The sequence below is a fragment of the Streptomyces sp. NPDC030995 genome, from assembly GCF_055571215.1.
In genome coordinates this window covers 45,693-66,047 of the sequence record NZ_JBVIFS010000023.1, presented here as the reverse complement: position 1 = coordinate 66,047, position 20,355 = coordinate 45,693, and the positions used below count along the sequence as shown (strand labels likewise).

Annotated in this window: 15 protein-coding genes and 1 pseudogene; 10 read left to right on the top strand and 6 right to left on the bottom strand. The window is 75.1% G+C overall.

All coding sequences use genetic code 11. The features are described 5' to 3' along the window. The first annotated feature begins 157 nt into the window (after positions 1-157). The 3 genes from ACZ45T_RS28305 to ACZ45T_RS28295 are packed head-to-tail and all read left to right on the top strand — an operon-like array spanning position 158 to position 7,022. Positions 158-1,324: an ATP-binding protein gene (locus tag ACZ45T_RS28305; protein ID WP_468446118.1), complete on the top strand. Its 1,167-nt coding sequence runs from the start codon at positions 158-160 to the stop codon at positions 1,322-1,324. Further along, positions 1,321-5,145, top strand: coding sequence for a DUF5682 family protein (locus tag ACZ45T_RS28300; protein WP_468446116.1), 3,825 nt, complete (start codon positions 1,321-1,323; stop codon positions 5,143-5,145). The genes ACZ45T_RS28305 and ACZ45T_RS28300 overlap by 4 nt, the downstream gene beginning before the upstream one ends. Then, positions 5,142-7,022: a hypothetical protein gene (locus ACZ45T_RS28295; RefSeq protein WP_468446114.1), complete on the top strand. Its 1,881-nt coding sequence runs from the start codon at positions 5,142-5,144 to the stop codon at positions 7,020-7,022. The genes ACZ45T_RS28300 and ACZ45T_RS28295 overlap by 4 nt, the downstream gene beginning before the upstream one ends. Here ACZ45T_RS28295 and ACZ45T_RS28290 read toward each other — a convergent pair. Next, entirely contained in the window at positions 6,988-7,467 is a 480-nt protein-coding gene (locus ACZ45T_RS28290; protein WP_468446112.1) for an HAD domain-containing protein, read from the bottom strand. The genes ACZ45T_RS28295 and ACZ45T_RS28290 overlap by 35 nt on opposite strands. Before the next feature lie 65 nt (positions 7,468-7,532). Between ACZ45T_RS28290 and ACZ45T_RS28285 the strand changes: the two genes are divergently transcribed. Both ACZ45T_RS28285 and ACZ45T_RS28280 read left to right on the top strand, forming a co-directional pair. Continuing rightward, complete coding sequence (locus ACZ45T_RS28285; protein ID WP_468446110.1) at positions 7,533-8,273, top strand: MOSC domain-containing protein; 741 nt, start codon at positions 7,533-7,535, stop codon at positions 8,271-8,273. Between the two features lie 62 nt (positions 8,274-8,335). Beyond that, complete coding sequence (locus ACZ45T_RS28280; protein ID WP_468446108.1) at positions 8,336-8,995, top strand: hypothetical protein; 660 nt, start codon at positions 8,336-8,338, stop codon at positions 8,993-8,995. Here the strand turns inward: ACZ45T_RS28280 and ACZ45T_RS28275 are convergent. Further along, the gene (locus tag ACZ45T_RS28275) at positions 8,979-10,592 is read right to left on the bottom strand and encodes a carboxylesterase/lipase family protein (RefSeq protein ID WP_468446106.1); all 1,614 of its coding nucleotides are present in this window, start codon (positions 10,590-10,592) and stop codon (positions 8,979-8,981) included. The genes ACZ45T_RS28280 and ACZ45T_RS28275 overlap by 17 nt on opposite strands. 166 nt (positions 10,593-10,758) lie before the next feature. Here ACZ45T_RS28275 and ACZ45T_RS28270 point away from each other — a divergent pair, with 166 nt between their 5' ends. Then, complete coding sequence (locus ACZ45T_RS28270) at positions 10,759-11,808, top strand: hypothetical protein (protein WP_468446104.1); 1,050 nt, start codon at positions 10,759-10,761, stop codon at positions 11,806-11,808. A gap of 230 nt (positions 11,809-12,038) precedes the next feature. Here ACZ45T_RS28270 and ACZ45T_RS28265 read toward each other — a convergent pair whose 3' ends face one another. The 3 genes from ACZ45T_RS28265 to ACZ45T_RS28255 are packed head-to-tail and all read right to left on the bottom strand — an operon-like array spanning position 12,039 to position 14,726. After that, positions 12,039-13,064 (bottom strand): NAD(P)/FAD-dependent oxidoreductase, encoded by a 1,026-nt coding sequence (locus ACZ45T_RS28265; protein ID WP_468446102.1) that lies wholly within the window; start codon positions 13,062-13,064, stop codon positions 12,039-12,041. Then, on the bottom strand, positions 13,061-13,642 hold the full coding sequence (locus tag ACZ45T_RS28260) for an isoprenylcysteine carboxyl methyltransferase family protein (protein WP_468446100.1): 582 nt from the start codon (positions 13,640-13,642) through the stop codon (positions 13,061-13,063). The genes ACZ45T_RS28265 and ACZ45T_RS28260 overlap by 4 nt, the downstream gene beginning before the upstream one ends. A gap of 22 nt (positions 13,643-13,664) precedes the next feature. Then, entirely contained in the window at positions 13,665-14,726 is a 1,062-nt protein-coding gene (locus ACZ45T_RS28255; RefSeq protein WP_468446098.1) for a type III polyketide synthase, read from the bottom strand. Positions 14,727-14,802: 76 nt separating this feature from the next. Here ACZ45T_RS28255 and ACZ45T_RS28250 point away from each other — a divergent pair, with 76 nt between their 5' ends. Further along, complete coding sequence (locus ACZ45T_RS28250; RefSeq protein WP_468446097.1) at positions 14,803-15,672, top strand: UbiA family prenyltransferase; 870 nt, start codon at positions 14,803-14,805, stop codon at positions 15,670-15,672. A 37-nt stretch (positions 15,673-15,709) separates the two neighbouring features. On the opposite strand, the gene ACZ45T_RS28245 is transcribed toward ACZ45T_RS28250, so the two are convergent. Beyond that, on the bottom strand, positions 15,710-16,741 hold the full coding sequence (locus ACZ45T_RS28245) for a saccharopine dehydrogenase family protein (protein WP_468446095.1): 1,032 nt from the start codon (positions 16,739-16,741) through the stop codon (positions 15,710-15,712). Between the two features lie 102 nt (positions 16,742-16,843). Here ACZ45T_RS28245 and ACZ45T_RS28240 point away from each other — a divergent pair, with 102 nt between their 5' ends. The 3 genes and pseudogenes from ACZ45T_RS28240 to ACZ45T_RS28230 all read left to right on the top strand — a co-directional run. Further along, positions 16,844-17,797 (top strand): helix-turn-helix domain-containing protein, encoded by a 954-nt coding sequence (locus ACZ45T_RS28240; protein ID WP_468446093.1) that lies wholly within the window; start codon positions 16,844-16,846, stop codon positions 17,795-17,797. A 66-nt stretch (positions 17,798-17,863) separates the two neighbouring features. Further along, complete coding sequence (locus ACZ45T_RS28235; RefSeq protein WP_468446091.1) at positions 17,864-19,360, top strand: hypothetical protein; 1,497 nt, start codon at positions 17,864-17,866, stop codon at positions 19,358-19,360. Positions 19,361-19,457: 97 nt separating this feature from the next. Then, positions 19,458-20,323: pseudogene (locus tag ACZ45T_RS28230) on the top strand (transposase); the annotation flags it as partial. Positions 20,324-20,355: the final 32 nt, after the last annotated feature.

The window sequence follows — 20,355 nt, the reverse complement described above, 5'->3', positions numbered from 1 at the left end:
GGCTCAAACTCCCCCCCCCCCCCCCCCCACCCACACCCCCCCCCCCCCCCCCCCCCCCCCCCCCCCCCCCCCCCCCGGCCCCGGACCGAGCCGGTCCATCCCTTCCGCACCAACCACCCACCCGACTCCCGAACCCCGAGACTTTCGAGGACCCCGCATGACCGACACCGTCACCGACACCGACACCGTCACCGAACGGATGGCCCCCGCCCGGCAGGTGCTGCCCGCCGAGGAGCGCCACGCCGCCGAACTGGCCTTCCTCGCCGCCCAGGACCCCGGCCCCCGCCCGCCCGGCTGGGCCCTGACCCCGCGCGCCGTCGTCACCTTCGTCTGCGGCAGCGACGGAGCCGAACTGGCCCTGCCCCAGGGCGGCGGCAAGCTCGTCATCGCCCCCAAGTTCGTCGGCGAACGCGCCCTGGTGGAACGCTGCGTCGTCACCCTCGCCGGAGAGCGCGGCCTGCTCCTCACCGGCGAGCCCGGCACCGCCAAGTCCATGCTGTCCGAACTCCTCGCCGCCGCCGTCTGCGGCACCAGCGCCCTCACCGTGCAGGGCACGGCCGGCACGACGGAGGACGCCTTCCGCTACGGCTGGAACTACGCGCTGCTGCTCGCGCAGGGGCCGAGTGCGGGAGCCCTGGTCGACTCCCCGGTGCTCTCCGCCATGCGCACCGGGCGGGTGGCCCGCGTCGAGGAGATCACCCGCTGCCTGCCCGAGGTGCAGGACGCGCTCGTGTCGATCCTGTCCGACCGGCGGGTCAGCGTGCCCGAACTGACCGCCACCGAGGACGCGGTGGTCTCCGCCGCCCCCGGCTTCACCGTCATCGCCACCGCCAACCTGCGTGACCGCGGCGTCTCCGAGATGTCCGCCGCCCTCAAGCGGCGCTTCAACTTCGAGACCGTCGACCCGATCGCCGACGCCGACGCCGAAGCCACGCTGATCCGCCGCCAGGCGGTCGCCGCCGTCCAGCGCGCCGGCGCCGCCTTCGGCGTCGACGACGCCGTGCTGGACGCGCTCGTCACCGTCTTCCGCGACCTGCGCTCCGGGCGCTCCGCCGAGGGCTGGGACGTGGAACGCCCCGGTACGGTCATGTCCACCGCCGAAGCCGTGCAGGTGGCGGCCTCCCTGGGGGTCGCTGCCGCGTACCTGCCGGGCGGGGACGTGCTGGACCTGCTGCCCGGGCATCTGCTGGGCGTGGTCCGCAAGGACGACCCCGCCGACCACGGCCGCCTCCTCGGCTACTGGGACGGCCCGGTCCGGCGCCGCGCCGAGGACGGCTCGGCGATGTGGCGCCGCCTCTGGGACCTGCGCGGGAGCCTGCGTTGACGTCCACCGACCCGCGCGTCGTCGTCGACGCGCTCGCGGCGTCCCGTGCGCCGTACCTGCTGGGGGTACGCCACCACAGCCCCGCCCTGGCGGCGGTGGTTCCGGCCCTGCTGGACGCGTCGGGTGCGGACGTGGTCTGCGTCGAGCTCCCGACGGACTTCCAGCCGTGGCTGGAGCACCTGGCCGACCCGGAGACCGTGGCCCCGGTCGCCCTCGCGGGCACGGGCGAGGCCGGCCGCCTGGCCTTCTACCCGTTCGCGGACTTCTCCCCGGAACTGGCCGCGATCCGCTGGGCCCACCGGTCCGGCGCGGCCGTCCTCTGCTGCGACCTCCCGCTGTCCGACCGAGGCTGGACGTCACCGACCCCGAACCCGAACCGGACCCCGGCCGAGGATCCGGCTGCGGCCCCGGACGCGGCTTCGGACACGTCCCGGGCTGCGGGTACGGCTTCCGCCGCGGTTCGGGTGCGGGCCTCCGGTCCGGACTCGCTTGGGGAACTGCTCCCGGGTCAGGATCCGGGCCCGATGCCGTCCCGGCCGGCCGGGGCTTCGGGTTCCTACGCCGACGGCCTCGCCGCCGCCGGGACCGGGCGGGAGGGCGAGGACCTGTGGGACCGAGCCGTCGAGGTGCTCGCACCGGGCTGCTCCCCGGAAGCCGTGCGGCGCGCCGCACTGGCCGTCGGATGGGCGCTGCGCGCGGACACCACCACCGTTCCGGCGCCCGACCTGGCCCGCGAGTCCCACATGCGAAGCGTGATCGCAGACGCCACCGCCAAGGGCCACCGAGTCGCCGCGGTCATCGGCGCCTTCCACGCCCCGGCGCTCCTGGGCCCGGCCCCCGGGGCCGATCCGACCGACACCGAGCCCACCGCGCACGCGACGGTCTCCGAGGCCGCCGCCGGCACGCCCGCCGCGGCGGGCCGCGCTCCTGGCGACGGCACGGCCCCGAGGGCCGAGCGTGGCTCGGGCCGGGGAACGGGCCGGGGAACGGGCCGGGGAACGGGCCGAGGAACGGGGGGAACGGGCCCGGCGGCCGACGGCGCGCACGCGGACCCGGCCGTCACCTCGCTCGTGCCCTACTCCTTCGACCTGCTCGACTCCCGCTCCGGATACCCCGCCGGGATCCGGGATCCGCTCTGGCAGCAGGCCGTCCTGGAGGCCGCCGGTGACCCCGGGCGGGTCCGGGAGGCGGCCTCCGTCGCCCTCACCCGGCTCTGCCGGGAGCTGCGCCGCGCCGGGCACACCGCCGGTACAGGCGAGGCCGCCGAGACCCTGCGGCTCGCCTGCGACCTCGCCGTACTGCGCGGGCTCCCCGCGCCCGGCCGCGGCGAGCTCCTCGAGGCCGTCACCACCGTTCTCGGCCAGGGCGAACCACTCGGCCGCGGCCGGGCGCTGGCCCGCGCCCTCGAAGCCGTGCTCGTCGGCGCCGCCCGCGGGCGGATCACCCCGCACGCACCCCGCTCCGGCCTCGGCCCCTCCGTGGAGGCCGAACTCGCCGCGCTGCGGCTGCCGTCCCCCGAGGACCCCGCACCCCGCGAGATCCGCCTGGACCCGCTCCGCTCCGCCCTCGACGGCCGCCGCGAGGTCCTGCTGCAACGGCTCCTCGTCTGCGGCGCCTCCTACGGGGAGCCCCTCACCGTCGCCGCCACCGGCGACGGCACCGCCCTCGGCACCAAGTGGCGGCTCTCCTGGACGCCTTCCGTCCCGGCCCGCCTCGACCTCGCCGGCGTCCGCGGCGTCACCGCCGCCCAGGCGGCCGCCGGAACGCTGCGCGACACCGCCCGCCGCGCCGCCGCGGACGGCGGGCCGACCCCGGCGCAGATCCTCGCCGGGCTGGCCGCCGCCGCGCGGTGCGATCTGCCCGCCCTGGTCGACGTACGCCTCCACGAGGCGGCGACCGCCCTGCCGCAGACCGCGACCCTGCCCGAACTCCTCGACGCCCTCGACCTCCTGGAGGCCCTCCACCGCGGCCACCTCCCCGGTACCTCCGCCGCGTCCCGCGCCACCGCGGCCGCTCTCACCGGCGACCTGCTCGAAGCGGCCGTACGCTCCCTGCCCGGCCTCGCCGGCAGCGACGACCCCGCCGACGCGGGCGCCCTCGTGGCCCTCGCCGACCGCGCCGCCGCCCGCCACCTCGGCCTGCGCACGGACGCCGCGCTCGCCGCCCTGGCCGCCACGGCCTCCCCGCTGATGCAGGGCGCGGCCCTGGCCGTACGGGTCCTCCTCGACCTCGACCCGGCCGCCGAGCTCGGTACCCGCGCCGCCGGCTGGATCGACAGCGCGGGCACCGCCGACAGCCGGCGCGCCCTGACCCGCCGGCTCGCCGGACTCCTCACCGCCGCCGGCCCCCTGCTCCAGTCCTCCTCGGCCGCCCTCACCCCGCTGCTCGACCGCGTCGAGCACCTCGCCGACCAGGAGTTCCTCGACCGGCTCCCCGCCCTGCGCGGTGGTTTCGACGCCCTCGCACCCGCTGCCCGCGACCGGCTGCTGGACACCGTCACCGAGCGGCTGGGCGACCGGATCGACCTCGCGCTCGACGCGTCACCCGCGCTGCTCGCCCTGTGGGCCGCCGCCGACGCCGCCGGACTCGCCGCGCTGAAGGCCCTTCCGCTGCCCGCGACGGACGCACCGGTACCGGTAGCGGTGCCGCAGCCCCTCGACGCACCCAGCGATCCCGCCCCCGAAGCCGACGTCCGGCGACTCGCCCCCGCCGACCGCTGGCGGCTGCTGCTCGGCCGCGAACGCGACCGGCTCCCCGCCGGCGCCCGCCGCTACGCCCACGCACTGGACGAGTTGTACGGTGCCGGGCGCGGCGAAGGCGCCTGCGGCATCGAAGGCGGCCAGGGGCGCGGCCAGGGCGGCGGTCAAGAGGCCTCGTTCCCCACCGCCCGGGAGTGGTCGCAGGAGCTGGAAGCGCTGTTCGGCGCCGACGTACGGGAGGAGGTGCTCGCCGGAGCGGCCGAAGCGGGCCGCACCGACGTGCTCACCCAGCTCGACCCGGCGGCCGTACGGCCCTCCGTGGAACTGCTGAGCTCCGTACTGTCCCTGGCCGGCGGTTTGCCCGAGGCCCAGCTCGCCCGGCTGCGCCCCCTGGTCAGGCGGCTGGTCGACGAGCTCGCCAAGGAACTGGCGACCCGGCTGCGCCCGGCCCTCTCCGGCCTCGCCACCCCGCGCCCCACCCGCCGCCCAGGCGGCACACTCGACCTGGCCCGCACCCTGCGCGCCAACCTCGCGCACACCCGGCGCCGGGCCGACGGCAGTGTGGTCGTCGTCCCGGAGCGGCCCGTCTTCAGCACCCGGGCGAGCCGCGAGGCCGACTGGCGGCTGATCCTGGTCGTCGACGTGTCCGGATCCATGGAGGCCTCCGTCATCTGGTCGGCCCTGACCGCGGCGGTGCTGGGCGGCGTACCCACCCTGTCCACCCACTTCCTCGCCTTCTCCACCCAGGTCGTGGACCTCACCGAAAGGGTCGAGGACCCGCTCTCGCTGCTGCTGGAGGTCCGCGTCGGCGGCGGTACGCACATCGCCGCCGGTCTCGCGCACGCCCGCTCCCTGATCACCGTCCCGAGCCGCACCCTCGTCGTCGTGGTGAGCGACTTCGAGGAGGGCGCCCCGATCGGCGGGCTCCTCGGGGAGGTCCGCGCGCTGGCCGCCTCCGGCGCCCACCTGCTGGGCTGCGCCGCGCTCGACGACGCCGGGACGCCCAGGTACTCGGTCCCGGTCGCGCGGCAACTCGTCGCGGCCGGCATGCCCGTGGCCGCCCTCAGCCCCCTCGCCCTCGCCCGCTGGGTGGGCGACCGCCTCCGTGGAGCATCCCGTTGAGCACCGATACCGCCGAACTGCCTCCCGTTGCACCGGAGGTGCTCGCCGAAGCGGTCGAAAGCCTCACCGCCCGCCTGCGCAAGAAGCTGGACGCCGCCACCGAAAGCTGCGCGGAGCGCGCCGCCCGCGCGGCCGACGGCAGCGTCACCGTCCGCTTCGGCGAGGACGCCCTGGTCACCCTGCGCCCCGGCCCGACAGGAGCGGTCACGGAGCCCGAACAGGCCACGTGCAGCTGCCTGTTGGCACCGCGCTGCCTGCACCGGGCGGCGGCCCTGGGCGCGGCCCCGCTCGCGGACGCGGCGCCTCCGGAGCCGGCACCGCCGCTGGAGGAGCCGAAGCCGGGGTCGAAGCCGGGGCCGACGGCGGCATCGGCTTCGGCATCGGCCGCCGAGGCAGCCGAGGCCGCCGAGCCCTCACCGGCCCTCACCGAAGCCCAGATCGGCGCCGCGGCCGCGCTCTGGCGGGCGGCCGCCGAAGCCCTGGCCGCCGGAGTCACGGCCGGGGGAGCCGTCGTCCAGGCCGAGTTGCTGCGCGCCGCGCACACCGCCCGCCTCGCCGGGCTGCCGCGCGCCGAGGCAGCCGCCCTCCGTGTCGTACGGGGCCTGCGCGGCGCCCGGGACCGCCAGGCCGCCCAGCGGCTCGGCGACCTCACCCGCGCCTTCCGCGAGCTCTTGCACACCGCCGCGGTGCTGGCCTCCGGCTCCGCCGACCCCGCGCTGACCGGGACCGTCCGCCGCGCCTACGCGCCGGGCGGCAGCCTCGACGTGTACGGCCTGTGCCGGGAACCCGTGCTCTCCGCCACCGGATACGGCGGAGTGGTCACCCACCTGCTGGCCGCGGACGGCACCCGCTACTCGGTCTCCGACGTCCGCCCCGGCGGCCTGGCCCGCGCCCGCGGAGCCGGTTCCGCTTCCGTGGCCCTGGGCGGCGCCACCCTCGACCACGCCGGCCTTGCCCGCGGTGGCCTGCGTATCGTCGGGGCGACGGTCTCCCCGGAGGGCCGGCTCGGAGCCGGACGCGGGGTCAAGGCCACCCCGCTGCGCGGCGCGCCCTGGACCGAGCAGCCCGCCGCGCCGCTCTTCGCCCGCCCCGCGGCCGAGGCCGTTGCCGAGCTGCTGGCCGAGGCACCCGACGCCGCCGACGCGGCCGAGCCCGCGCTGCTCGGCTGCGACGTCACGGTCGTCGGCGCGTCCGGCGAGCACCTGCTGGTCCGTGAGGCACGGCCGGACGCGCCGCTGCTGCGGCTGCTGCCCGCGCACCCGCACCCGGAGCTGGCGCACACGGCGAACCTGCGCCGCATCGCCTCGTACCCCGGCCTGCTGCTGCGCGTCCTGGGCCGCCCCGACCTGGACCGCGCCGCCACCCTGCGTCCCCTCGCGGTCGGCCCGGTGCCCGGCGCGCCGTACACGCTGCGGCTGCCCGAGGAGTGGCTGGGCCGCGCCGACCTCGGCTACGACCGCCTCCAGGGCAGCCACTTCCCGCCCCCGACGGCCGTGGCCCCCGCCGTGGAGCCGGTGGCAGTCGGCCCGGACCCGCTGGCCGACTCCCCGCTGTGGCGGGTACGCCGCCTCCTGGAGACCGGGGTCGCGGGCGGCCGCCGGGCCGTCGCCGAGGCGGCCCGCGGTACGACGGCCCCGGCCTCGTACGGCCCGCTGCGCCGGGCCGGGCTCACCGCGGCGGCGGACCTGGCCGCCGCCCTCGCCGCCGAGGCCGACCGCCGCCCCCGCGACGCCTTCGGCCGCCTCGCGGACCCCTCGCCGGAGGGCTACGCCTGGGCCTGGCTGGCCGCCGCCATCCACCTCGCGGCGGCGGAACGCTCCCTGGTCGCCGCGTCCTGGACGGCTACCTCGGGCGCAACCACGCCCGCAGCTCGGTGAAGTCCGCGTCGGTCAGGCCCCGGCCCGGATCGACGCGGTGCAGGAGTGCCCGGCCGGGGTGGTGCGCGGCCACCCAGGCCCGGTCGGCGCCGGTGATCTCGTCGTCGACCCAGACGAAGGGGCGTCCGGCCGCGTGGCCGACGAGGGCGGGGGTCTTCCAGTGGATGCGGCCCCGCCCGTCCTCGTCGGAGGGCTCCGGCCACGCCACCACCGGCAGCTCGGGCAGCCCGAGCCGAGGTGCGACGCACTCGTTGGCCTCCGCCATCCAGGTCGTGGCCCACACCAGCTCGCACGGCAGGGCCGCGAGCCGCGGTCCGAGCGTGGGATCGACCCGTGCGAGCAGGGGATTGGCGTCGTCGCCCTGCGGGTACGGGCCCGCCCCGAACGGGATGAGTGGTCCGTCGACATCGAGGTAGAGCAGCGGGCGGGCCGCGAGACCGGTCATGACACCACGGTAGGCCTCCTGAGCACGGCGAACACCTGGTCGTCGGGTGGATTAGCGTCACAGGGGTGACGGACTATGTGGGTGTGATCGAACGGTTGTGGCGGTACCCGATCAAGTCGACCGGCGGCGAACGGCTGCGCAGCGCGGAGGTGGACCACCGGGGACTGGTGGGCGACCGGCTGTACGCGGTGCGGGACGCGGCAGGCAAGTTCGGATCGGGCAAGAGCACGCGGCGCTTCCGGCGGATGGACGGTCTGCTGAACCTGAGCTCCCGCTGTCCGCGCGGCGACGCCGCCCGCGAGGAGCCGGGCCCGCCCGAGTTGATCGACCCTCAGGGACGCGCGGTGGCCGACCCCACGGCGTACCTCCGTGCCTACCTCGGCCGCGACGACGTCGAGCTGGCCCGCGAAGGCGAGATCTCGCACTTCGACCAACTGCCGCTCAGCGTCCTCACCACCGCCACCCTCGACTGGATACGCCGCGAGGTGCCGGACGTGCCGACGGACGAACGCCGGTTCCGGCCGAACATCCTCCTGCGCACACCGCCCGGTACCCCGCCCTTCGTCGAGGACGAGTGGATCGGGCGCGAGGCCCGGGTGGGGGACACCCTTCGCATCGGGTTCCTGCGCTCCAGCGAGCGCTGCGTGATGACCAACCAGGCCCAGCAGGAGCTTCCGCACTCGCCGTTGATCCTGAAGGCCATCGCCGCGGCGCACGACAACCGGCTCGACGTGCTCGCCGAGGTCATCACACCGGGAACGGTCCGGGTGGGGGAGCGCGTCGTCCTCGCGCAGCCGGCGCGATGACTTGACCGCGATGTGGAACCCCGACCGGTCCGATCGCCTCTTGATGGCCAAGGGGGATGGACATGACAGTGACAGCGGGGTCCGTGACGGGGCGAGTGGTGGTGGCGGGGCTCCTGTGCGCCGTCCTGGCGGGGTGCGGCACCACGAGGGCGGGGCAGGCCGCGGCGCCCGCCCCCGTACCGACCCTCGCACCGGCCGAGTGCGACCTCGACCTGACCACGGACGAGGACCCGGGCGGGTACGCCGGCCCGCCCACGGACCAGGACACGGGTGCCCCTGCGGGTCCTCCCACGGACGAGCAGACGGGCGGTTACGCCGGTCCGCCCACCGATCAGGAGACCGGAGGGTACGCGGGACCCCCGACCGATCAGGAGACGGGCGCCTACGTCGGCCCGCCCACGGACGGCGACATGGCCAACGGCGGCGGCCCCTGCGGCACGGCCGACTGGTTCGACATGACCCGGGACTTCAACGCCTACTACGCCAAGCACCGCACGGAGTTCGACGACGACATGGTCGTCAAGGAGACCCGCGTCCGGAAGGTCCGCACGGTCGGCGAGGCCAGGATCACCTTCACCACCCGATCCGTGGGCAAGGGAGCCGCGGAGGACGCCCGCCGGATCGCCGAGGTGTTCACCGCATGGCGCCGCGAGGTCTACGGGGACAAGGGCACCGTGGTCCTGCGCACCCCCGAACACACCGTCATCACCCAGAACTGGTGACCCCGGGCCACTGCGAGTCCCACAGCGCGCAGTGGTGTTCGGCCCGCGCGTCCACGGCGCGGATCCCGTCCGCCCCCGGCGCCAGGGACAGCACCGGGCCCGCCGACCGGAAACCCGGCCAGTCCGGGGCCCCCGGCGCCCGCGGCACACCGGTGCGGGCGAATTCCGTCCAGTAGCCCGTCATCCGGTCCGCGAGCTCCCGCTGCGGCCCGGACAGCGGCGCCATCGTGAACAGGTAGGGCAGTTCGAAGCCGTGGGCCGCCCCGTACGGCAGCCCCGCGGCCTCCGGCAGGCCGGTGAAGTTGGGCGCGCCACGGTCGCTGAACCGGTAGCCGTACGTCGGCACGCGCCGGGCGAGCGCCTCGCCGTCCCGCAGCGTCGGGCAGATGAACGACGCGTCGCTCAGCACGGTGGCCCAGGCCACCGCCGGGGTCGGGTGGGCCGACACCGGGTAGGCGGCTTCCACGGCGCGGGCGGCCGGGGCGCCGAAGGACAGCTCCAGCCGGGCCCGGTAGGCGCTCGCGTCGCCGATGGGATACGCCGCCAGGGTCTGCGCGAGGAAGAGGCGCATCTCGTCCCGGGTGGTGCCCTGCATCACCGGCACCCGGTGGAACCGCCCGGCCTCCAGCGCCCGCCGGGGCTCCATGGGCAGCGCGCTGTTGCCGTACGAGACCAGGGAGAAGCCCTGCATCAGCTCCGGGGTCGCGAGCGTGCGGGCGTCCAGCCGGCGCAGGCAGTCCATCACCCCGGTGGGCCGGTCGCAGCCGAGCCGGGCCGCGGCCAGGGCGCCGTCCGCGACCGTGCGCCGCTCGGGCACGAAGGGCTCGTACGTGCCGAGGCCGGGCAGCAGCGACCGCGGTGGCATCGTGGTCGAGCACGATCCGCTCTGCACGATCGCCTTGTGGAAGAGCCCTGCCGACGCCGGGGAAGTGAGGTGCGCGCAGACGCTGAGGGCCCCCGCGGATTCACCGAAAAGGGTGACGTTGCGCGGGTCCGCGCCGAAGCGTCCCGCGTTCGCCCGCACCCAGCGCAGGGCCGCCCGCTGGTCCGCCAGTGCGAACCCGGGGGCCCCGCCGAGCTCCTGATGGCCGAACAGGCCGAAGACGCCCAGCCGGTAGTTGACGGTCACGACGACGGCGCCACCCTCGACGGCCAGCCGCTCGGGCCGGTAGTGATCGCCCGCACCGCTGAAGAAGCCGCCCCCGTGGAACCAGACCATGACGGGCCGGAGCCGGCCCCGGGCCGCGGGGCCCGTCGGAGCCGTGACGTTGAGGTACAGGCAGTCCTCGGAGCCGACCGGCCCGCCGGGTTCGAGCACGGGCAGCTGCACACAGCGGGAACCGACGGCTCCGGCATCGCGTACGCCCTCCCAGCGGGGCACCGGCTCCGGAAGCCGCCAGCGCAGCGCGCCGGTCGGGGGAGCGGCGAAGGGGATGCCCTCGAAGGTGCGGTACGCGCCGTGCGAGCGCCCGCGTACCGGCCCCCGGTCGGTGTCCACGACGGGCCGCTCGGGACCGGCCGCGGCGCCCGTCAGGAGCATCACGACGGGCAGCAGGAGCGCGACGCACCAACGGCGGACCTTGCGAATGTCGGGCACGGACGACGCCCTTTCCCTTGGGGCGCGGGGGGCGATCCCCGTTTGCCCGCCCCGAATGGCGCAGTGAGCAGAACTGACAGTCAATGTAACAAAGCGTGCGCTTCCCATGACGCACGATGACCGGCGCGCGATGCGTAGACCCGCGCGTCGGCGAACGGAGCTTTCCATGAATGACCCCATCACTCTCGCGGCGACGCAACACGAAGACCGCCACGGGACCCCCGACACCACCGCCCCGGACACGACCGACGCACCCGACGCCCCCGATGCCGACGCCGCCGACGTGCCGGGCGCACAGCCCATGCGGACCCTGCTGGAGACGGCGGCCACCTGCCGTCCCGTCGAAGAGGTGACCGCACTGGTGAGCCTCCTCAAGGAGGGCGGCCACCTGCCCGACGCCGGACACGAGGCGCTGCGCACGGCCGCCGTGACCCGGCCCGTGCACGACGTACGCCGGATGGTCGCCCTTCTGGGCGAGCACCCGCACGAGGTGGTCGAGGCGGACATCACGCTGCGCGCCGCCGCCGTCGGACGGTCCATCGAGGACGTGGCCCTGCTGGTGACCATCCTCGGGAAGGACGAGCCGGGCGGGTCGGGCGCGCCGGGAAGGTCGGGCGAGCAGGGCAGGTCGGGCGAGCAGGGCACCCCGGAGCGGCGACACCCCGCCAGGTCCGCGGAGCCCGCAGAGCCCGTGGAGCCCGCAGAGCCCGCGGAGCCCGTGCAGCCGGTCGGGGCCGTCGAGTCGGCCGAGCCGTACGAAGAGCCGTACGAGCAGCCGTACTCGGTGCTGTACGAGAAGCCGCCGGGCCGCACCGCTCCCGTCGAGGAGGCGGCCGGCTCCCCGGTGCTGCGGCGCGTCCTGCGCTGGCCCGTGGTGATCGCCCTGCTGGTCAGCGGCGCCCTGCACCTGCCGAGCGACCTGTCGGCCCTGCCGGCCGCGACCCCGGTGGACCTGCTGCCCCTCCTCGTCACCGTGCTCTGCCTGGGAGCCGGTGCGCTGCTGGCGCTCCGCGACACCACGGCGGTGTGGCGGGCCGGTGCGGTCACGGCCCTCGGCGTCGTGGCGCTGCACATACTGGGCGGCTCGGCGGGCTTCGACCCGCTGGACGGTGCGGTGGGCGGCTCCGTGGCCTGGGCGGGGGTCGCCGTCGTCCTCTGCGCGGCGGCCGGCGCGGTCCTGTCCGGCCTGGCCCTGAGGAACCGCCAGGAGAGTTAGTGCTGTGACCGGAAAGGTTCACCGGGTCGCGGCCCCCGGCACGGCACCTCGCCGCGTTGTCGGACCGCGCCGGTACGTCCAGTACGAGTCGCGGTCCTCCGCCTTGCGATGCACCGCACCGGACGCCGCGACCCGGCAAACCTTTCCGGCCACAGCACTAGGCGGCCGGCCAGTCGGCCGACCGGCTTCGAGTCGAGCGGCACCCCGCGCCCTGCGCGCGGGGTGCCGTTTCACGCGAGCAGGTTCACCGCCCGCGTGAACACCCGCGGGAGCCGGGCGGCCAGCGGGACGATCCGCGGAGCGAGCCGCGGCTGGTGGCGGGCCCAGAGCAGGGAGCCGGTGAGGGCGCGGTAGCTGCGCGACAGGTCCCGCCAGGCCTGCTCGTACGCCTGCGGCCGCCCCGCCCGCACGCAGCGCACCAGCTCGCCCGCCGCCGTCACGGCCAGGGTGAGCCCCTCCCCGGTCAGCGCGTCCACGTACCCCGCCGCGTCCCCCACGAACAGCACGCGCCCCGCCACCCGTACGCGAGCCCCTTGACGCAGCGGTCCGGCACCCCGCACCGGCGTGTCGGCGCGTCCGGCCAGTCGCTCCGCCAGCAGCGGGAAACGGGCGAGCTGTACGTCGAACGGGGCCTGTCGGGTGGTCAGGACGGCCACGCCGATCCGGTCGGGCCCCAGCGGGGTCACATAGGCCTCGCAATGCGCCGACCAGTGCACCTCGACGAGGTCGCTCCACGGCGGGGCGGCGTAGTGGCGGCGCAGCCCGTAGCGCGCCGGCCGGCCGGGCGGGGGCGGCGCCGACAGGCCGAGCCCGCGCCGGACGGGGGAGTGCAGGCCGTCGGCCGCGACGAGGTAGCGGGCGGTGAGTCCTGCCGCGCTGACGTGGTGGGCCTCCTGGCGGACCTGGTCGACGCGTTGGCGGAGCACCCGTACGCCGAGTTGCGCGGCCCGTTCGGCCAGCGCGGCCTGGAGCACCGTCCGCCGGGCGCCGAGGCCGGGGCCGGCGCGGAAGCGTCCCTCCGCGTGCCGGCCGCTCACGGCGTCGACGTAGCGGATGCCGTGGAAGGGCTGCCCGGTCACGGGCACGCCCAGTTCGAGGAGGCGGCGTACGGCACCCGGCATCAGGCCCTCCCCGCAGGCCTTGTCGATGGGGGTGGTCCGCGGCTCGACGACCACGACCTCCAGTCCGGCGAGTGCGCCGTGGATGGCGGTGGCCAGCCCGGCCGGACCGCCGCCCGCGATCAGCAGGTCGATCACGAGGTGGCACTCGCCGACGGCACGGAGGCGGGAGCGCGCAGCCTGCCCGCGTCCGTCAGGGCGGCGTCCTCGCAGCCGATGCGCACGCGCAGCAACACCAGGTTGAGGACGGTGAAGCCGAGTGCGGTCAGCCAGGCCGTGTGCACCAGCGGCAGCGCGATGCCTTCCGCGACCACCGCCACGTAGTTGGGGTGGCGCAGCAGCCGGTACGGTCCCGCCTCCACCAGCGGCAGCCCGGGAACGACGAGCACCCGGGTGTTCCAGCGCTGCCCGAGGGTGGCGACGCACCACCAGCGAAGGCCCTGGGCGGCCACGGCGACGCCGAGGGCGGACCAGCCGAGCCCGGGGAGGAACGGCCGGTCGGCGGCCCAGGGTTCCACCACGCAGCCCACGAGCAGCGCCGTGTGCAGGGCGACCATGGCCGGGTAGTGGCCGCGGCCGTACTCGCGGGCGCCCCGCGCCATGCTCCAGGCGGTGTGGCGACGGGCCGTGATCAGCTCGGCGAGCCGTTCGGCGACGACGAGGCCGATGAGCAGCAGGTACAGGTCCAGGGAGGTCATCGAGGTCACGGAGTTCATGGGATTCACGGGATTCATGGGGTCACCAGCGCAGGAGGACGAGTTCGGAGGCGAAGCCGGGGCCGAAGCCGAGCATCAGCCCGACCGATCCCGGCGGCGGTGGTCCGGCGGTCTGGATGCCGTCCAGGATGTGCAGGACCGAGGCGGAGGAGAGGTTTCCCACGGCCGCCAGCGAACGCCGGCTCGCCGCGAAGGCCGAATCCGGCAGCGCCAGCGCGTCCGAGAGCGCGTCGAGGATCTTCGGGCCGCCCGGGTGGCAGATCCACGCGTCGACGTCCGACGGCTTGAGGTCGTGCGCGGCGAGGAAGGTCTCGACTTCCTCGGCCACGTGCAGCCGGACCAGTTCCGGGAGTTCGCGGCCGAGCAGCATGCGCATGCCCCAGTGGCCGATGTCCCAGCCGAGGAGGTGCTCGGTGCCCGGGTAGAGACGGCTGCGGGCCGCCACCACCTCGGGTCCGGCGCCCGCGGCGTACAGGGGGTGGTCGCGGCCCACGGCCAGCAGGGCGGCCGCGCCGTCGCCGAAGAGGGCTCCGGCCACCAGGTTCGCCATCGAGGTGTCCGTGGACTGGAGGGTGAGCGAGCAGAGCTCGGTCGACAACAGGAGGGCCGCGTGGCCGGAGCGGCCCGTCAGGTGTTCGTGGAGGTGCCCGAGCCCAGCGGCTCCGGCAGCGCAGCCGAGGCCGAAGAGCGGCACCCGTCGCACGTCGGGGCGCAGCCCGGCGCGGGTGGCGAGGTGGGCCTCCAGGGACGGGACCGCGAGGCCGGTCACCGTGGTCGACATGACCAGATCGATCTGGGGCGCCGCCAGGCCGGCGTCGGTGAGGGCCAGTTCGAGGGCCCGGGCGCCGAGCTCCAGGGCCGTTTCCAGGAAGAGGGCGTTCGTCGTGCCGAAGTCGTTCGCCGGCCCGTACCGGTCCAGTGGGAGCGCGAGGTGGCGGCTCTCCACGCGCACCGAGGCATGGACCCGCCGCAACAGGGCGGTGTCGGGGCCGGGCGGCAGGAAGCGGGCCAGCGCCTCCGTGATCTCGGACTGGGGATGGCGGTGGGGCGGGAACACGCTGCGCACTGCCAGAACACGTGTCATTGATGCACCATAGAAAAGAACTGACACATCGCCATGAATCAGGTGAACCGGGCGCGGCGCCGCATAGCGTGTCGCCGTGCCCGCGCGAATCACGCAGAACGCCCCGATCCACGAGACCGCCGTGCCGGGAAGCACGCTGACCGGGCTGCTGGCGGCGTGTCACCCGCTGCCCGCGGCGGCCGTGACCCTCTTCACCGCCGCGCTGGCGGCCGCCGCGGGGCGTGACCTGCCGGGAGCGGCCGTCACCGTGGCCGCGGTGGCCGCCGGGCAGCTGTCGGTGGGCTGGTCCAACGACCGGGCCGACCTGCGGCGCGACCGGGCCACGGGCCGACGCGACAAACCCCTGGTGACCGGTGCGGTCCCACCCGCCGCCGTCACCCGGGCGGCGGCCCTGGCGCTGCTGCTCTGCGTCCCGCTGTCGCTGGCCTGCGGGCTGCTCGCCGGCGCGGTGCACCTCGTCGGAGTGGCGGCCGCCTGGGCGTACAACCTTCGGCTGAAGGGCACGGCCGCCTCCTGGTTCCCGTACGCCCTCGCCTTCGGCCTGCTGCCCGCCTTCGTCACCCTCGGCCTGCCCGGGGCGCCCTGGCCGCCGCCGTGGCTCACGGCCGCCGCGGTCCTGCTCGGCGCGGGCGCGCACTTCGCCAATGTCCTGCCCGACATCGACGACGACCTCGCGACCGGGGTGGCGGGGCTGCCGCAGCGGCTCGGCGTACGGGTCTCGGCCGCGCTGGCCGGGCTGCTGGTCCTCGGCTCGACCGCCGCCCTGGTCCTGGGGCCGCCGGGGCCGGTGACCGCGTACGGCTGGGGGCTGCTGGCCGCGACGGGCGCGGCGCTGCTGCTCGCGGGCCGGCGCCCGGCCGGAAGGCTCCCGTTCCTGGCCACGATGGCGGTGGCCGCGGCCGACGTGGTGCTGCTGGTCGTCGGGCTCGGCGGGCTCGTCCGGTGAGGCGGTCTGGACGGCGGGGCGGCGCCAACCGGAGTTCCTACTGGTGCAGTTCGAGAGAAATGTACGAGGACAGGGCGCGCAGGAAGTCGGGTGCGTCGAAGACCGCGCCGGCGGAGGCGACACCGACCGTCCTGGTCCGTCCGGTGAGGACGCGCTGGACCGCTTCCACGGCGAGCGGCGCACTGACGGCGTAGATGTCCTGTCCGCGCGCCACGGCGCGCCGCTGCTCGCCGCCGGAGCGCACGACCACGTCGACGAGGAAGGTCTGCCCGGACCGCCCGTGCTCGTCGACCGCGGTCGGCGCGGGCGTGTCCGCGGCCGCCAGGTCGCCGGCCGCCTCCGCCGTCATGTAGGTGACCACCTCGGGGATGGCCAGGTGGCTGGGGACGGTGACGATGTCGGCCATGCTGAACTCCCCGATCACGGCCCGGGTCCCCATCGGGTCGGGGAAGGGCCACTTCAGGGTCGGCGCGGCGTCATCGCGGTACTCCAGCCGCCCCTGGCTGTAGCGGACGCGCTGCCCGTCCCTGCGCTGCCGGGAGACCGTGCCCGCGTCGCGGGTTCCGGCCGTGGGGTGCCAGCTGTTCAGCCCGTACGCGACATGCGCCTCGTCGGCCGCCGTCCAGTCGCCCATCGCCGCGGTGACCAGCAGGTCGCCGAGGCCGCCGAAGAAGGCCATCGCGGGGATCACCACGGTGTCCGCGGCCCGGGCGCGCTCCGCGAACTGCGTGAGCGTGTCGAGATTGGCCTCGATCTCGGCCGCCACGTCCACGTACGGGATCCCGGCGCGCAGGGCCGCCTCGATCACCGGGGCGGCGGTCGTGGCGAAGGGCCCCGCGCAGTTGATCACGGCGGCGGCGCCGGCCAGCGCGCGGTCGAGCGAGGCCGGGTCGTCGACCGTGGCCTGCCGGGCGTCGAGCCCGGGGTGGGAGGCCGCGAGCGCCTCCAGCTTGTCCGCGTCGCGGCCGGACAGGATCGGGACGAACCCGCGACCGAGCAGCTCCGCCACCACGAAGCGCCCGGTGTGCCCGTACGCGCCGAATACCGCCACCGTCTGACCCGTTGCCATCACGTTCTCCCGCCGTCCTCGAATGTTGAACTATGTACATCCTGGCGGCCCCCGTCGATCGGCGCGAGTGTCCGGAACGACATGGCCCGTACAATTTCGGACATGAGCACTCTCGCGCTGGCCGTCACCGACGGGATGCTGCACTTCGAACTGTCTTTGGCGTACGAGGTCTTCGGCGCCGACCTGTCCGGGGTGGCCGACCCCTGGTACGAGGTCGCCGTCTGCGGGCCGGGCCCCGTGCGGCTCGGCCGGTTCCGGCTGGAGCCCGATTCCGGGCTCGACCGACTCCCGTACGCCGACACGGTGATCGTCCCCGGGTGGGCCGATGTCGACGTGGACCCGCCGGCCGACCTGGTCGACGCGGTGCGCGCGGCCCACGAGGCGGGCGCGCGGGTGGCCTCCCTGTGCACGGGCGCCTTCGTGCTGGCCGCCGCCGGGCTGCTGGACGGCCGCCGCGCGACCACGCACTGGGCGCACACCGAGGCCCTGGCCGCCCGCCACCCCCGGGTGGAGGTGGATCCGGACGTGCTCTACGTGGACGACGGCAGCGTGCTCACCTCCGCCGGCAAGGCCGCCGCGATGGACCTGTGCCTGCACCTGGTGCGCCTGGACCACGGCTCGGCGATCGCCAACAGGCTCGCCCGCCGCCTGGTCGTACCCCCGCACCGGGCCGGCGGCCAGGCGCAGTTCGTCACCGCCCCGGTGCCCGCCCAGGACGACCACCCGCTCGGCGAGCTGTTCCCCTGGGTCATCGAACGCCTCGACCAGGCGCTGACCGTGGAAGACCTGGCCCGCCGGGCGAACATGAGCTCGCGCCACCTGGGCCGCCACTTCAGGTCGGTGACCGGCACCACCCCGCTGCAATGGCTGCTGACCCAACGGATCCGGCGCGCCCAGGAGTTGCTGGAGGCCACCGGCGACAGCGTCGAAGCCATCGCGGCGGCGACCGGCATGGGCACCGCCACGACGCTGCGCCGGCACTTCAACCGCACCATCGGCGTGCCCCCGGACGCCTACCGCCGTACCTTCCGCAGCTCGCGATCCAACCCCCGATGACCCTGCCCGGGCCGCGGCGCGAGCGGCACCCTGGTGCCGGAGACCGTGCCTCCCGTACAACGAACCATGGCGAATTGCCCAGAGCCCGACGACCTGTCACCACCGGACGGCTGGAGTGCCCCTGAGCGCCTCCTGTGGTCCGCCTTCCGTGACGGCGGCACGGTGGATCTGCGCACGGGCGTGGCCGCCGACGACGATCCCGCCACCGCGGCGGCGTGGGGCCCCGAGCGACGGATCAGAGCCCACGCGATCTCCGTACTGCTCCTCCACGGCCCACCCGCGCGCCCCGGGAAGGTGCGCGCGCTCCACGTCACGGGCGCACGCGTGACGGGTGAACTCGACTTGACCGCGGCGACCATCGACTGCGAGATCGACTTCGACGCCTGTTCCTTCTCCGACCCCCTCGGCCTTCAGCACGCCACGACCCTCGCCGTCTACCTGCACGGATGCCACCTGCCCGAGCTCAACGCGGAAGCCCTGCGCTGCCCGGGCCTCGACATGCGCGACGCCGTGGTGGAGGGAAACATCTGGATCCAGGGGAGCGACATCACGATCGACCTCAACCTCGACCGGGTCACGGTCGGTGGCTGGATCAACGGGAACCTCCTCACGATCGGGTCATGGTTTAACGGCCGCTTCGGCCTGTCGGTGGGCAAGTGGCTCTCCCTGTCCGGCGCCCGGATCAACGGCGTCGACCTGCGACGGGCCGACATCGGTCATGCCGGAGTCACCGAAGAGGCCCTCGTCGCCCAATTGCTGACATGCGGCACGCTCTGGGCCTCGGGCATCCGGGCGGCGCACGGCGTCATCCTCAGCGGCGCCCAGGTCGGCGGTGAAGCCGACCTGTCGAAAGCCGTCGTGCACGGGGCCCCCTCGGACGAGCCGGCGATCCGGCTCGACGAGATCCGGGCCAGGCGCCTGGACATCGACACCGCGAGGGCGGACACGCCGTCGATATCACTGCGGGGGGCGACCATCGGCACGATGGCCGACCGCCCGCGAGGAGGTCCGCTGCTGGATCTCGACGCACTCGCCTACGAGCGGCTCTCTCCGCTCCCGCCCCGCTCGACCGGCGTGCGGCTCGCCTGGCTCCGGGAGAGCCTCGGCGCCCGGTACCTTCCCCAGCCCTACGAGCAACTGGCAGCGTCCTATCGGGCCCTCGGCCACGACGGCGAAGCCCGCAGGACCCTGCGCGCCAAACACCGTCACCACCGTTCGACCCTGCCGTGGGCGACCAAGATCTGGGACTGGTTGCAGGACGCCGTCGCAGGCTATGGCTACCGCCCCGGCCTCGCCGGCGCGTGGCTCGTGGGCCTCACCCTCCTCGGCACCCTGGTCTTCGGCATCGGCGAGCCACATCGCTCCGAGCCGGGCCGCGGCCCGGCCTTCAACGCCACCGTCTACACGCTCGACCTCTTGCTGCCCGTCATCGACTTCGGCCAGGAGAAGGCCTTCGTCCCGGCGGGCGGACAGCAATGGTTCGCCTATTTCCTCGTGGCCTCGGGATGGATCCTCGCCACCACACTCGTCGCGGGCCTGACCCGCGTACTGGGGCGCTCCTGAGACCTGGTGCTGTGACCGCACTAGGGCGCGTATCGAGTCGTGATCAATTTGCGGGATGTGCCTTCGTGGCACGGTCCGGTCCGATAGACGGTCTTACGTGACGCGAGTGCAACTGACCGATCCGGATTGGGAGTTCATCGAGCCGTACCTGCCGATCGGCGAGTACGGCCCGTACCCCGAGCGACTGCGGCAGCAGTTCGAGGGCGTGCTCTGGCGGTTCAAGACGGGCGGGCAGTGGCGGGAGATGCCGACGGAGTTCGGCGCCTGGTCGACCGTCCGCAACCGCTTTCGGCAGTGGCGTGACGCCGGCGTCTTCGAGGCCCTGCTGGAGGGCCTGATCACGGAAGCCGCGAAGCGGGGTGAGGTGGACCTGTCCCTGGTCGGCATCGACTCCACCACCGCCCGAGCCCACCACGACGCGGCCGGGATGCACCTCGACGAGGACGTCGTCACCGCCCTGGAGAAAGCCGCGGCCGAGGAGGAGAAGGCCAGGTCAAAGGAGGCGGCCTCGAAGAGCAAAACGGGCAAGAGACCGAAAGTGATCCCGCGCTGGAAGAACGACGACGCATCCGGCGTCGGCGGAAACTCCGGCTGAAGGCCGCCCTCCTCGGACGTTCCAGAGGCGGGCAGACCAGCAAGGTCCACCTCGCCGCCGACCGCAAGTGCCGCCCGCTGGCGTTCATCCTGACCACAGGCCAGGCAGCGGGCAGCCCGCAGTTCATCCCCGTCCTGAAGAAGGTACGGGTACGCGGGCCCGTCGGCCGACCCCGCATCCGGCCGGACGCGGTCGCCGGGGACAAGGCGTACTCGTCCTGCGGAAACCGCGCCCACCTGCGCAAACGCCGTATCAAGGCGGTCATCCCGGAGAAGAAGGACCAAGCCGCCAACCGGAAGAAGAAGGGCTCCAGAGGTGGCCGACCCGTCAGCCACGACGCCGATCTCTACAAGGAGCGGAACACCGTCGGTGACGCGCTGAGGTGCCGGACGCCAAGGGC